General features: G+C 63.9%; 9 protein-coding genes and 1 pseudogene. 3 read left to right on the forward strand and 7 right to left on the reverse strand.

Going from position 1 to position 13,189, the window contains the following annotated elements:
* The first annotated feature begins 106 nt into the window (after window positions 1-106).
* Window positions 107-1,082, forward strand: a pseudogene (locus tag PG881_RS09025) (ABC transporter substrate-binding protein).
* A 73-nt stretch (window positions 1,083-1,155) separates the two neighbouring features.
* On the opposite strand, the gene ligA reads toward PG881_RS09025, so the two are convergent.
* The 3 genes from ligA to PG881_RS09040 all read right to left on the reverse strand — a co-directional run bounded on the left by ligA (window position 1,156) and on the right by PG881_RS09040 (window position 7,764).
* Window positions 1,156-3,162 (reverse strand): NAD-dependent DNA ligase LigA, encoded by a 2,007-nt coding sequence (gene ligA / locus PG881_RS09030; RefSeq protein ID WP_270799423.1) that lies wholly within the window; start codon window positions 3,160-3,162, stop codon window positions 1,156-1,158.
* Between the two features lie 99 nt (window positions 3,163-3,261).
* On the reverse strand, window positions 3,262-4,374 hold the full coding sequence (zipA, locus tag PG881_RS09035; RefSeq protein ID WP_270799425.1) for a cell division protein ZipA: 1,113 nt from the start codon (window positions 4,372-4,374) through the stop codon (window positions 3,262-3,264).
* 15 nt (window positions 4,375-4,389) lie between these two features.
* On the reverse strand, window positions 4,390-7,764 hold the full coding sequence (locus PG881_RS09040) for an AAA family ATPase (protein WP_270799427.1): 3,375 nt from the start codon (window positions 7,762-7,764) through the stop codon (window positions 4,390-4,392).
* A gap of 109 nt (window positions 7,765-7,873) precedes the next feature.
* Here PG881_RS09040 and cysZ point away from each other — a divergent pair, with 109 nt between their 5' ends.
* Both cysZ and PG881_RS09050 read left to right on the forward strand, forming a co-directional pair.
* Window positions 7,874-8,638: a sulfate transporter CysZ gene (gene cysZ, locus PG881_RS09045; protein ID WP_011705142.1), complete on the forward strand. Its 765-nt coding sequence runs from the start codon at window positions 7,874-7,876 to the stop codon at window positions 8,636-8,638.
* Between the two features lie 142 nt (window positions 8,639-8,780).
* Window positions 8,781-9,395, forward strand: a complete 615-nt coding sequence (locus tag PG881_RS09050) for a trimeric intracellular cation channel family protein (protein ID WP_011705141.1) — start codon at window positions 8,781-8,783, stop codon at window positions 9,393-9,395.
* 94 nt (window positions 9,396-9,489) lie between these two features.
* Here PG881_RS09050 and PG881_RS09055 read toward each other — a convergent pair whose 3' ends face one another.
* From PG881_RS09055 to PG881_RS09070, 4 genes are all read right to left on the reverse strand, one after another.
* Window positions 9,490-9,741 (reverse strand): hypothetical protein, encoded by a 252-nt coding sequence (locus PG881_RS09055; protein ID WP_005303367.1) that lies wholly within the window; start codon window positions 9,739-9,741, stop codon window positions 9,490-9,492.
* Window positions 9,742-9,833: 92 nt separating this feature from the next.
* Window positions 9,834-10,379 carry a DUF882 domain-containing protein gene (locus tag PG881_RS09060; protein ID WP_029301559.1) on the reverse strand — a complete coding sequence of 182 codons (546 nt, stop codon included), beginning with the start codon at window positions 10,377-10,379 and terminating at the stop codon, window positions 9,834-9,836.
* A gap of 150 nt (window positions 10,380-10,529) precedes the next feature.
* A complete protein-coding gene (locus PG881_RS09065) occupies window positions 10,530-12,014 on the reverse strand; it encodes a L,D-transpeptidase family protein (protein WP_017408576.1) in 1,485 nt (494 codons plus the stop codon).
* Window positions 12,015-12,095: 81 nt separating this feature from the next.
* A complete protein-coding gene (locus PG881_RS09070; protein ID WP_270799431.1) occupies window positions 12,096-12,866 on the reverse strand; it encodes a substrate-binding periplasmic protein in 771 nt (256 codons plus the stop codon).
* Window positions 12,867-13,189: the final 323 nt, after the last annotated feature.

A 13,189-nucleotide genomic window follows, 5' to 3' on the forward strand; every position in this document is an offset into this window, starting at 1 on the left:
CGGCCAGAGGGAAAAAGATTTCCCTTCCGACAGTAATTGACCGGGACAGGTTTGCACCAAGATGGACATAATGAAGGACAACTCCTCTTGTTCCATGGGAAGCGACATGACCAACCCGCTATTGCTGCTACTGCTGCTGTGTGCCCTCCCGTTGCGGTTGTGGGCGGCCGAAATTCTGGTGATCAGCAGCTACCACCGAATACCTGTGGGATCAGAGCTACAACGCCAGCCTGGCCGCCAACCTCAAGGGCGACCACCACATCAGCCACTTCTACATGGATACCAAGCGCCGCCCCGCCGAGGAGTTTGATCAGATAGCTGAGCAGGCGCTCGCCTACTATCGCCAGGTGAAACCGGATCTGGTGGTGCTCGGCGATGACAACGCCATCAACTACCTGGCCAGCGACATCGCCTCCCTCGGCACCCCGGTAGTGTTTCTCGGCATGAACGAGAACCCGCGCCACAAGGGGCTGGTCGGCCACCCCAAGATCACCGGCGTGCTGGAGCGCCCCCTGCTCAAACGCAACATCAGCGAGATGAGCCAGCTGATGGGGGGGATCAAGAAGGCACTGGTGCTGTTTGACTCGAGCAACGTGGCGCTCACCGCCATCGAGGATGAGTTCAAGACCCAGACCGAGCTGCGGGTCGGCCAGACCCGGGTCAACAGCCAGCTCATCGGCGATTACAGCCTGTGGCAGGAAGCCGTGCTCAATGCCAAGCAGAGTGGTTATGAAGCCATCTTCATCGGCCTCTACCACACCCTCAGCGACGAGCAGGGCCGCCATGTGGATGAGAACAGGTTGCTGGAGTGGACCAGCGCCCACAGCCCGGTGCCGCTGTTCTGCTTCTGGGAGTTTTCGGTGGGCAAGGGCAAGGCCATCGGTGGCCTGGTGCTGGATGGCCGCGATCAGGGGGCCAAGGCGGCCGAGCTGGTCAACGCCATCCTGGCGGGCGCCCAGCCCAAAACCCTGGCACCGCGCGCCGCCCTGCGCGGCGAGTATGTGTTCAGCAAGAGCGAGCTGGCCCGCTGGCAGCTCACCCTGCCCGACAAATGGCGCTACAAGATCCTCTGGCGTGATTGAGCGCTGATCAGAGTCCCCATAACAAAGAACCCGGCCATGCCGGGTTCTTTGTTTCTCTTTCTGCGTGAGCGACTCAGCCCTGCAACGCCTGTTGCAGCTCTTCTTCACTCCAGACGGTGATGCCGAGCTCCTGGGCCTTGGCCAGCTTGGAGCCTGCTGCCTCCCCCGCCACCAGCACATCGGTCTTGGCCGACACCGAGCCCGCCACCTTGGCCCCCAGCGCCTGCAGCGCCGCCTTGGCATCGTTGCGCGACAGGGTAGTGAGGGTGCCGGTCAGCACGAAGGTCTTGCCGGCAAAGGGTTGCTCCGCGGCCTCTTTCTTCTCGATGGCCGGCCAGTGGATGCCGGCCGCCAGCAGGGCCTCCAGCACCTCGATGTTGTGAGGCTGGCGCAGGAAGTAGTAAACGTGCTTGGCCACTATGTCCCCCACGTCGGCCACTTCCAGCAACTGCTCCACCGAGGCGGCGCGCAGGGCGTCCAGGGTGAGGAAGTGGTTGGCGAGGTTCAAGGCGGTCGCCTCCCCCACTTCGCGGATCCCCAACGCAAACAGGAAGCGGGGCAGCGTGGTGCTGCGGGCCGCATCGATGGCCGCCACCAGATTGAGGGCCGACTTTTGCCCCATCCGCTCGAGCCCGGCCAGCTGAATGGCGTTGAGGCTGAACAAGTCTGCCGGGGTCTTCACCAGCCCCTTGTCCACCAACTGCTCCACTATCTTGTCGCCGAGGCCGTCCACGTCCATGGCACGACGGGCGGCAAAGTGCTTGATCGCCTCCTTGCGCTGCGCCTCGCAGAACAGGCCGCCAGAGCAGCGGGTCACCGCCTCTCCCTCCAGCCGCTCCACCGCCGAGCCGCACACCGGGCACTCGGTCGGGAACAGGATCGCGCGGGCATCCGCCGGGCGCTGCGCCTCCACCACCGCCACGATCTGCGGGATCACGTCCCCGGCCCGGCGCACGATCACGGTGTCGCCGATCATCACGCCGAGGCGCTCAATCTCGTCGGCATTGTGCAGGGTGGCGTTGGAGACGGTGACGCCACCGACGAACACCGGTTTGAGCTTGGCCACCGGGGTCACGGCGCCGGTACGGCCAACCTGGAACTCGACGTTCTCAAGCTCCGTCATCTCCTCCTGGGCCGGGAACTTGTGGGCGGTGGCCCAGCGCGGTGCCCGCGCCACAAAACCGAGCTCCTCCTGCAGGGGAATCGCATCCACCTTGTAGACCACGCCGTCGATCTCGTAGGGGAGCTCGCCGCGGCGCGCCAGGATATCGTCGTGGAACGCCTGGCAACCGGCGGCCCCCTCTTTGAGCTTCACCTCGGGACTAAGTGGCAGCCCCCACTCTTTGAGCTGATTGAGGCGACCGAAGTGAGAGCCACCGAGCTGCTCACCACCCACCCCCACGCCATAGGCGTAGAAGGCCAGCGGGCGGCTGGCGGTGATGCGCGAGTCGAGCTGACGCAGGCTGCCGGCGGCGGCATTGCGCGGGTTGACGAACACCTTCTCGCCGGCGGCCAGCGCCTTGGCGTTCATCGCCTCGAACCCCGCCTTGGGCATGAACACCTCGCCACGCACTTCCAGCCGGGCCGGCCAGCCCTCGCCACGCAGGGACAAGGGAATGGCCTTGATGGTGCGCACGTTCTCGGTGATCTCCTCACCCGTGGTGCCATCGCCCCGGGTGGCGGCCTGCACCAGCTGGCCAGCCACATAGAGCAGGCTCACCGCCAGGCCGTCCAGCTTGGGCTCGCAGCAGAAGGTAAAGCTCACCTCCCGTTTGAGGCGATCGCGCATCCGCTGCTCGAAGGCCTGCAGCTCCTCGCCGCTGAACACGTTGTCCAGGCTCAGCATGGGGATCTCGTGGCGCACCTGCTTGAAGGCGGTCAGCGGCTGGCCGCCCACCCGCACGCTCGGCGAGGCCGGCGTCTTCAGCTCGGGATGCTCGGCTTCCAGCGCGATCAGCTCGCGCATCAGCCGATCGTATTCGGCGTCCGGCACCGTGGGGTTGTCCAGCACATAGTACTGATGACCGTACTCGATCAGCAGCTCACACAGTTGACGGTGGCGGGAGAGGATGTCGCTCATGAAAAAGTCTCGAAGTGTGATGGAAAAACCGGCCAGCGGACCAATAAAAATGCGGCACCTGGGTACCGCACTTTTCATTCATTCGACCCGCATGGCGTATTAGTCGCGACTGGCCTCGTAGGCGGCCAGCTCATGCCGGTAACGGGCGATGGTTTCGTCACTCAGCGGGCTGCGATCCATATCCGTCAGCATGGCATCGAGATCGCTGGCCAGCTGATCGGCGGCCTGCAGCATGTCCTCGAAGGCAAACGCAGCGTTGCTGCGCAGCGGCAGCTGCATGAAGAGCGACACGCCCGGGGTGGCGAACTGCTCCATCCGATACGGGTTGAAGGTGCCCGGCTTGACCATGTTGATCATGGAGAAGAGCACTTCTCCCTTGCCGTTCGGGTCTTCGTGACGGTGGAAGATGTCCATCTCGCCAAACTTGAAGCCCAACGCCAGCAGGGAAGAGAGCAGGGTGGCCCCTTGCAGATCATGACCCGGACGGCCCATCAGGTTGATGACATAGACATCCTGCCAGATCTTCTCGACCAGCGCGGCACGTACCGGCTCTTCATAGACGGGCTCCTCGTAGGCTGGCTCGGGGGCTGCATGACGGGGCTGTGCCTGGTATTCGGGAGCGGCGACCGGAGCCGGCTCGCGGGCACCGAAAGTGGGTGCGGTCGCGTAGGCGGGCTCGACCAGTGGCTCTTCGTCCAGCGGTTGCAGCAGCGGCTCGCGCTGGGGACGGGAACGGTGGACCGGGGTACGGCGAATGACCTGGGCGGGCTTGCGCACCGGCGCGGCAGGCACTTCCTCGACGGCTGCGGCAACCGGCTCCTCGAACTCCTCCTCGTCTTCTTCATAGACGGGGGGCGGCGGCACGGGGCGGGCGGCAGGCTTGCGTACCACGGGCGGCGGCAGATCGGCGTCGTCATCTTCATCATCGAAGGCGGGCGCGGGCGCACGACGGCTGACTTCCGGCTGGCGGGGCTCATCATGGTGGAGTTTGGGCTCGGCACGACGGCCACCGCTGACCACTCGCACCTGACCGATGCCATCGCTGTCGAAGGCGTCGTTGTCACGATCCCGTGATTTGGATTCCATCCGGCCCAGAGGTTTCTCTTTGATCGGTGCCTGACGATTCTTTCTGTTGCTCCACAACCCGTGAATGAGCAATGCCGCGATGGCAATACCGCCCAGGGCAACCAAGATGTAACGCAATTCCTGCATTAGCTGCTTCTCTTTCTAGTTTTGCTCAGCCAAAGCGACGGCTTCACCGATATCGACCGACACTATGCGCGAAACCCCGGGCTCTTGCATCGTGACGCCAACCAGCTGCTCAGCCATCTCCATGGAGACCTTATTATGACTGATGTAAACGAACTGTACTGTGCTCGACATCTCTTTGACAAGAGAACAGAAGCGACCGACGTTCACTTCATCGAGCGGTGCATCCACCTCATCCAGCAGACAAAATGGTGCTGGGTTGAGTCTGAAGATGGCAAAAACCAGCGCAAGTGCGGTTAACGCCTTCTCCCCCCCGGAAAGCAGGGCAATGGTAGCATTCTTCTTACCCGGAGGTCTCGCCATGATGCTCACTCCGGCCTCCAAAAGATCATCGGAGGTGAGCTCAAGCCAGGCACTGCCCCCCCCGAACACTTTCGGAAAGAGGGATTTTAAATCTTCATTGACCTTATCGAAAGTATCCCGGAACCGTATTTGTGTCTCTTTATCAATTCTTTTAATGGCTTGGCTCAAGGTTTCCAGCGCCTGCTCCAGATCCTGGCACTGGTTTTCCAGGTAGCTTGAGCGGGTTTTCGCCTCTTCATACTCCTCGAGGGCCGCCAGGTTGATGGCGCCAAGTGCCTCCACCTGTGCCTCCAGGGTCTGGATCTCCTGGCGCAGCTTGCCGCGATCAGCGGCAATCAGCACCGCCTGATCGAGATCCACCAGTCGCACGCCCAGCTCTTCGAACTGCTCGTGCAACCCCTGCCGGCGCGTCAGGTTGCGTTCACGCTCAAGGCGCAGGGTCGCCAGCTTCTCCTGAATTTGCACCAGCTGCTTGTGATCGACGCTTCTGGCCTGCTCCAGCTCGGTCAGCTGACGCTCCAGCTCCGCAAGCCGCTGATGACAGGCAAGCTGCTGCGCCTCAAGATTGCGCTGCTCGGCCAGCAGGGGCGACAGATCCTGACCCGGCGCAGCCCCCGGCTCCTTGAGCTCGGCCAGCTCCAACCCGAGACGGGCCAGCTCCTGCTCGCGCAGGGCGATGAGCTGGCGCAGGTTCTGTTGCTCCAGTTGCAGCCGCTGGCAGGCGGCCTGCTGCTGCTCCCGGCGCAGGCGCGCCTCCTCCAGCGCCCGCTCCGCCCCGCTTGCCTGCTCCTGGGCGAGCAACAGCGCCTCGGCGAGCGCCTCGCCCTGCTCCTGCAACTCGCCAAGGGCCGCCTCGCCCTGCTCAAGCCGTTCCCCGGCCGACGCCAGCCGCTTGGCCTCCTCGGCCTGCTCCTGGTCGAGCCTGATCAGCTCTTCCCCCAGCTGGCCGAAGCGCAGCAACCGCTCCTGCCGCTGCCCCTCGCGCAGGCTCCAGGCTTCGCGCAGTTGCTGCCACTGCTGCTCCTGCTCGCGCAGGGTACGCTGAGCCAGCTCATGGGCGCCGTGCAGCTGGGCCCGCGTCGCATCGGCGGCGGCAAGCTGCTCATCGCGCCGGCGCAGCGCCTCCCGGCCTGCGACCTGCTCGGTGTGCAACCGCTCACGTTCGCCGAGCAGCGCCAGGGTACCGAGGGCCATGCCCTCCCCCAGATCCGCCCAGTTGGTACCAAACCAGTCGCCAGCAGGAGTTAGCAGCGACTCACCGGCCGCCAGGCTCGGCTGGCGGGCCAATGCCGCTTCCCGGCTCTCCACCAGCCAGATGGCATTGAGGAAGGAAGGAATGTGCTCGCCGCCCAGCTGCGCCGCCAGGGTACCGGCAACCGCCGGCTGGGCCGGGCCGATCCAGAGGCCGGATTGCGTCAGATTGCACTCATCCGCCGGGGTGGCGGTGAGCCAGCGGCCGAGCACCTTGTCCAGCCCTCGGGCCCACTCGGGGGGTACCTGCAGCCGATCCGCCAGGGTGGCGCCCGCCATCTGCTCCCCCAGGATCTGATCCAGGGTGGCGAGGCGAGCCTCCAGCTCGCGCAGCAAGCCCTGCTGGTGACCCTGCTCTGTCTTGAGTGCTTCGTGGCGGGCCACGGCGGCCTGCCACGCCGCTTCGGACTGCTCATGGCGGGCGCGGGAGAGCGCGAGCTCCGCCGCCAGCGCATCAAGCGCCGGTTGCAGGTTCTCCCCTTCCCCGCCAAGGGGCCCGGCCTGTTCATCTTCCAGCTTGAGACGGGCCAGCCGGGTCTTGGCCTGCAGCTCCTGCAGACCGTTCACCTCGGCGCGGGTCTGGTTTAGCCGTCCCTGTAACTGGCCCAGCTGCTGCTGCCACTGCTGCTGACGCTGGCGCGCCTGCTCGAGCCGCTCGGTCGCCGCCGCCCGCACGCTCTGCTGGTCGGTAAGCAACTGCTCACACTGCTCGAGGCGCGCCGACGCCACCTCGCCCTGCAACGTGCTTTCGCTCAGCTGTTCCAGCTGGCCGGCCAACTGGGCCTTGAGCCCCTCGATACGCTCGCCGAGGGCTTGCCGCCTCGCCTGCCAGTCGCGGCCCAGCTCGCTCTGGTGCAGTTGTTGCTGCTCGAGGCGGGCGATGGCCTGCCCGCCGAGAAAAATCTGTTGCTGGCGGCTGGCCTGCTCGGCCTGCGCCTCCTGGCGGGCCACCGACAGGGTGACGTGACGCCCCTCGTCGGCGGTGCGCTTGGCATCGAGCGCCGCCAGCGCCTGCTCGGTCTGGGCCAGTTCGGTCTTGGCCTCGCCGAGGCGCGTCTCCAGCGCCCACAGTTCCGAGCCGATCAGCTCGGCGCGGGCGGCGCGCGAACGGCTCTTGAGCTGCTTATAGCGCTCGGCGGTCTCGGCCTGGGCCTTGAGATGCTCGAGGCGCGAGCCCAGTTCGCCGCGGATGTCGCCGAGGCGCTCCAGGTTCTCCTGGGTATGGCGGATGCGCTGCTCGGTCTCGCGGCGCCGCTCCTTGTAGCGGGAAACCCCGGCGGCCTCTTCCATGAACAGCTTGAGATCGGCCGGGCGGGACTCCACCAGCCGGCTGACGGTGCCCTGTTCGATGATGGCGTAGCTGCGGGGCCCAAGGCCGGTGCCGAGAAAGAGGTCGGTCACGTCCTTGCGGCGGCACTTCTGGCCATTGATCTGGTAGTGGTTGGAGCCGTCGCGCAGCACTTCGCGGCGCACCGAGATCTCGGTAAAGCGGCCGAACTCGCCGGGCACCCGGTTGTGGGGGTTGTCGAACACCAGCTCCACCGAGGCACGGCCGTGGGCGCTGCGGTTGACGGAGCCGTTGAAGATGACGTCGGTCATGTTTTCGCCGCGCAGATGGCGGGCGGAGCTCTCCCCCAGCACCCAGCGCACGGCGTCGATGACGTTGGATTTGCCGCAGCCGTTGGGGCCCACCACGGCGGTCATGTCGGCGTTGAGCTCGATGCGGGTCGGCTCGACAAACGACTTGAAACCGGCGAGTTTGATCAATTTCAGACGCATGGCGGCCTATGTGGGTAACGAAATAAAGAGGAGGCGGGCAGGCGACTTTACCAAATCAAAAGCTTGTTTGTAATATGCAGGCAGTTTCCCATGAACAGATGGAGCTCAGATGAGCCACTCACCCCGTATGGTAAAAGACTCGATCAGCGGCGCAGACTACTTCCTGCGCGGCTTCTCGCTCATTCGCCAGCCCGGCATCCGCACCTTCGTGCTGATCCCCCTGCTGGTCAACTTCGTGCTGTTTGCCGGCGCCTTCTACGCCCTGCTGCTGCAGCTGGACGGCCTGTTTGGCTGGCTGCACCAGCAGATCCCGAGCTGGCTCGACTGGCTGGACTATCTGCTCTGGCCCATCGCCCTCATCACCATCCTGGTGGTCTTCTCCTTCCTGTTCAGCTCGGTGGCCAACTGGATAGCAGCGCCCTTCAACGGCCTGCTGGCGGAGAAGGTAGAACAGGCCCTCACCGGCGAGACCGTCAGCGATACCGGCATGCTGGACATCGTCAAGGACGTGCCGCGCACCTTCGGCCGCGAGTGGACCAAGCTCAAATACTACCTGCCCAAGGCCATCGGCTGCCTGATCCTGTTCCTCATTCCGGTGGTGGGCCAGACCCTGGCGCCGGTGCTCTGGTTCCTGTTCAGCGCCTGGATGATGGCGATCCAGTACGTCGACTATCCGTTCGACAACCACAAGATCGACTTCATTACCATGCGCGACGCCCTCAAGCAGCGGCGCGGCAAGTGCCTGAGCTTCGGCGCCCTGGTCACCCTCTTCTCCGCCATCCCGGTGGTGAACCTGTTCGTGATGCCGGTGGCCATCTGCGGCGCCACCGCCATGTGGGTCGATCACTACCGCGCCGAACAGCTCAGACGCTGAGCCGATTGGTGGTGACAACGGGGCTCCCTTGGGGGCCTCGTTTCATTTTTGCATTATAAAAAATAATGCATAGCCTTCATTGCTTGTCCCCTATAGCGCGAGTTGATAGGATGCGGAGCTTTCTCGCACCCTGGGATATCTCATGTTACATGCACTCTTCTTGCTGGGCCTGGTGGCCGAAGGGATGACAGGCGCGCTGGCCGCGGGCCGGCGACGGATGGATCTGTTTGGCGTGGTGATCATTGCATCGGCGACCGCCATCGGGGGCGGCACCATTCGCGACGTGCTGCTGGGCCATTACCCCCTGCTCTGGGTCGAACACCCGGAGTATGTGCTGCTGGTCGCCGGCGCGGCCATGGCCGGCGTCATCTCGGCGCCGCTGATGCGCTACCTCGGCAAGCTGTTCATGGCGCTCGATGCCCTGGGGCTGGTGGTCTTTTCCATCTTCGGCGCGGCAAGGGCGCTGGAGATGGGCCACGGCGCCGGGATCGCCTGCATCATGGCGGTGGTGACGGGGGCCTTCGGCGGCGTGCTCAGAGACCTGCTCTGCCAGCGCATTCCGCTGGTGTTTCGCCGCGAGCTCTATGCCGCCATCTCGCTGGTGACGGCCGCCATCTACTGCCTGGCGCTCGATCAGGGCCTGCCCAACGACTGGGCCGCCTTCGGCGCCATCGGCATCGGTTTCGTGCTGCGCCTCCTGGCAGTGCGCTTCAAGTGGGGGCTGCCTACCTTCCACTACCAGTACGCCACGCACTGAGCGCGCCAGCTTCTGGCAAGCCGGTACGGATTGCAGCCAACAAAAAAGCGCCGGTCAGGCGCTTTTTTATATGGGCAACCGGGCTGTGGCTGCCTCAGTTGATCCCTTCCGAGCTGAAGAAGGTCGCCTTGTCGGCGATGAAACGGATCTTGATGTTCTTGCCCTCGTCACCCCAGATGCAGCTGGTGGTTCCCAGTGCATCGTCACAACGCTCGGCCTTGCCGAGGATGCTGCTCGCCTCGGCGTAGCTGATCCCCATCTTGAGCTTGTCGTAGTTTTCACGGTTGAGCTTGCCGCAACCGGTCAGCAGCAGGGCAATCAGCCCGCCAAGCAAAATATGTTTCATCTGGTTCTCCTCTGCATGGTGTCCAGAGCCTACCAGCTCGGCCACCCCGCTGACCAGTCACCCGCCGGGCAGCGGTGGCAGGCAGCCGGCCGTTACCAGCTGCGCACCGGCCCGGTGTCGAGGTGCACGAAGTTGTCGCTCGGGTAGTAACCGACGCCGCCCACCTTGAGATGGAGCGCCGCCTTGCGCAGGTGCGCCAGCTGTACTCCGGGAATGCGCACATCCACCGCCTGCCCCAGGGTATGGTAGCTGTGCTTGGCCACGGCGCGGCTGCGGCTGCGCTTCTGGCGATTGGTCACGGGCGAGCGATAGCCCGAGATGAGCTGGATTTCACCGTGGCGACCCAGCTTGTGCTGCAGCAGGTAGAGCTGGTCGAACAGCTTGCGGTCGATGTTGAACACTTCGTTGCGACGGTAGTCGCGAAAGATGTGGTTGAGCTCGGCCAGCCCGTCTTTCAGGTAGCGGCCGTCTTCCCAATAGCTGGCGCGCACCCGCTCGCCGGTATTGAGATTGAAGAAACTGAGTTCACGTCCTGCCGTACTGCGGCTCGCCGTGGCGGGAAAGGACAGCAGCGAGCCCCCCAGCAGGCAACCGGCACCCAGCAGCAGGCGACGTCGGCTTATCTCTTGATCAAGCATCCCTTGTCCGTCCATCGCTATGTTGAGGTGAAACCGTTGAATGAATTTGATACAGGCGCTTGAAACTACCCGCCGAGCCGGCCGCTGTCAAACCGCAAGGGGCCATGAAAAAGCCCGGCGCAGGCCGGGCTTTTCACTCTGTGGCGAGGATCACAGCAAGCGACTCTGGTAGCTGACTCGATCAAATCCATAGATGTCGTTGCGCAGTTGCTGACGTCCATCCTCGTCGATCCAGCTGCTCCAGTAGACGGTGAACACCGGGATCGGGGTGGTCAGCGGCAGCCATTTGGTCTGGGTCTCTTTCAGGATGCTGGCCACCTTGTCCGGCTGATAGCGGGAGTCCGCCAGCAGCAGCTCGGCCAGATCGTCGGCATGCTCCACCCGGATGCAGCCTGAGCTGAAGGCGCGCGCGCCCTGCTCGAACAGCGCCTTGCGCGGGGTGGAGTGCAGATAGATGGCCTCGTTGTTGGGCAGATAGAACTTGTAACGACCCAGCGCGTTGTGATCGCCCGGCTTTTGCCGCAGACGGTAGGGGAAGCCGGACGCCAGCGCCTGCTGCCAGCCCTCTTCGGTGAACTGCACCGGATTGCCCTCGCCGTCGATCACCTCGAACTGCTCACGATTGAGGTAGGCGGGATCCCGTCCCAGCTTGGGCAGAATGTCCTTGCTCAGGATGGAGCGCGGTACGTGCCAGGCCGGGTTCAGCACGATGGAGCGGATCTCGCTGGCGAGGATCGGGGTCGCCCGCTGCTCCTTGCCCACGATCACCCGGCTGGTGAATACCTCGTTGCCGGACTCCACCACGCTCAGCCGATAGTCGGGGATGTTGACCAGCACGTAACGGGCGCCGGAGAGCTGATCCACCAGGTCACGTCGCCACAGGTTGCGCAGCAGCAGGCTGGCACGCACCTCGGGCCCGGTATTGAGCCAGCTACGGGTCTGCCGGCCTATGATGCCGTCGGCGGTCAGGCCGTGGCGGCGCTGGAACTGCTTGACGGCCTGCAGGGTCTCGGCGTCGTAGGTGGCGTCATCATGGCGCGGGGCCGTGTCGCCCAGCTCGTTGAGGATGGAGCGGATCTGGCCCAGCTCCGGGGAGACTTCACCGGCCCGCAGGGTCGGCATGGTCAGGGTCGGCCACTTCTTGGCCATGGGCAGCGCCAGCAGCTTGCGCACTTCTTCGCGCACCGCGTCATATTCCGCGACCTGGGGTCTGAGCTGCCTGACCTGCTCCAGCAGATTGTCGCCGGCCGGCTCGTGGGCCAGCGGCTTGCTGAGGTTGAGTTTGAGGGTCTGCATCTGCTCGCGGGAGACCAGATCCATGGCACGCCACGCCTGCTGGAACCGGGCCAGTTTGCCGAACGCCTCGTCATAGAGGGCACCACGCTGATCCGCCGGCTTGGCCTGCAACTTCTTCCAGAGCGTGTAAAAATCCGGGTGCAACTGGGCCAGCACGGCTTCCTGCAGCTGCAGCTCCAGCTCACGCCTGGCCTGCTCCGCCGTGCTGTTCTGATACCAGTCGTGCTGCATCGCAGCATTGCTCACCACCACCTGGCCCTCGCTGGCCTGTACCATGGCCGCCGGCCAGCAGCCCAGCCAGATCAGGTTTGCCAATGCCAGCCAATACTTCTTCCCCATGCTTACCTCAAGATCGGTTCACTTCAGCCTGTCAGACCCGGCGGTCAAGGCGCTCATGATGCGTGAATGCCCGCGACTTTACTAGCTGGCGGGCGCGTAGCGCCGCCAGATAATGTCATACTCATTTGTTGCTTTAAATTCAGCCAGTTCGCGATTGAACGCGCTGACAAATTCGGGTGACAGCCGCTTCTTGCTGAACATGAAGAAGGTCGGCGCTTCATATACGGCCATGGTGTGGGGGACGATCAGATCGCTCAGCCCCTCCTCCTTCAGGCCCCAGGGGGTGGCCAGCACATCGCCGAGAAAGCCGTCGATGCGTCCCAGCACCAGCTTGCCATAGTTTTGCTCGTCATTGACCACGCTCACCTGGGCGGCATAACGACGCAGCAACTCGCTGATCTCCGCCCCATAGTAGTAGTCCTTGGTGATGCCCAGGGTATGGCCGCTGGCCAGCCAGCTGGCCAGATCGGTTTCGGGGTAGGAGGATGACTTGCGGATCCAGAGCGCGCTGCGGCCCGGATTGTAGGCATCGGAGAACCAGGCATAGTGGGCGCGATCCTCGTTGAAATAAGCCTCCATGGCGATGTCGACCGAGCCCAGTGACAGACCGTGCAGCACCCGCTTCCAGGGCATCTCCACATAGCTGGCCTTGCAATCGAGCCGCTTGAGCATGGCGGTGAGCGCCTCGACGGCAAAGCCGCGCAGCTCCTTCTGCCCGGCCGCCGTGCCGGTGTAATAGTGATAAGGCGGCCAGTTGTCAAAACCGACCCGCAAGGGCGAGGGACACAGACTGTTTGCAGAGGCCAGCGGCGCCAGCAAGCAGAGCATCCAGCAGCAGAGTTTCAGCTTCATGGGTCATCCTTGACTGCGTGATACGCCATCATAAATCGGCCTTGGCAAAATGGCGACAGATCCTGCCACAGCGATGCAGGCTCCCGGCCGTGTGAGCGGCACCCTCGTTTATGCTTGTAGAAGCCGGGCCTGAAATGCCCCCGGCCTGCGCCGGATCTCCGGCTCGCCAGGGCAGGTAAAAAGCGGGAACAGCAACATTTGGAACACCGGCCGAAAAGGGGTTAATATGTGACCAAATATATTTTTGTGATCCACTATGCTTTTTTTGCAATTGGATTAGCATATGCGCGAAATCAGCCTACAAACCGTGAGGCGCAGAGAGT

Origin of the sequence: Aeromonas sp. QDB54 (assembly GCF_027707385.1) — a bacterium.
Classification (GTDB): domain Bacteria; phylum Pseudomonadota; class Gammaproteobacteria; order Enterobacterales; family Aeromonadaceae; genus Aeromonas; species Aeromonas hydrophila.

Coding starts and splice junctions, on each gene's coding strand:
- ligA (WP_270799423.1), bottom strand. CDS start 3,162: ATGAGCGACATCCTCTCCCGCCACCGTCAACTGTGTGAGCTGCTGATC.
- PG881_RS09050 (WP_011705141.1), top strand. CDS start 8,781: ATGTTACATGCACTCTTCTTGCTGGGCCTGGTGGCCGAAGGGATGACA.
- PG881_RS09065 (WP_017408576.1), bottom strand. CDS start 12,014: ATGGGGAAGAAGTATTGGCTGGCATTGGCAAACCTGATCTGGCTGGGC.
- PG881_RS09060 (WP_029301559.1), bottom strand. CDS start 10,379: ATGCTTGATCAAGAGATAAGCCGACGTCGCCTGCTGCTGGGTGCCGGT.
- PG881_RS09040 (WP_270799427.1), bottom strand. CDS start 7,764: ATGCGTCTGAAATTGATCAAACTCGCCGGTTTCAAGTCGTTTGTCGAG.
- PG881_RS09055 (WP_005303367.1), bottom strand. CDS start 9,741: ATGAAACATATTTTGCTTGGCGGGCTGATTGCCCTGCTGCTGACCGGT.
- zipA (WP_270799425.1), bottom strand. CDS start 4,374: ATGCAGGAATTGCGTTACATCTTGGTTGCCCTGGGCGGTATTGCCATC.
- PG881_RS09070 (WP_270799431.1), bottom strand. CDS start 12,866: ATGAAGCTGAAACTCTGCTGCTGGATGCTCTGCTTGCTGGCGCCGCTG.
- cysZ (WP_011705142.1), top strand. CDS start 7,874: ATGAGCCACTCACCCCGTATGGTAAAAGACTCGATCAGCGGCGCAGAC.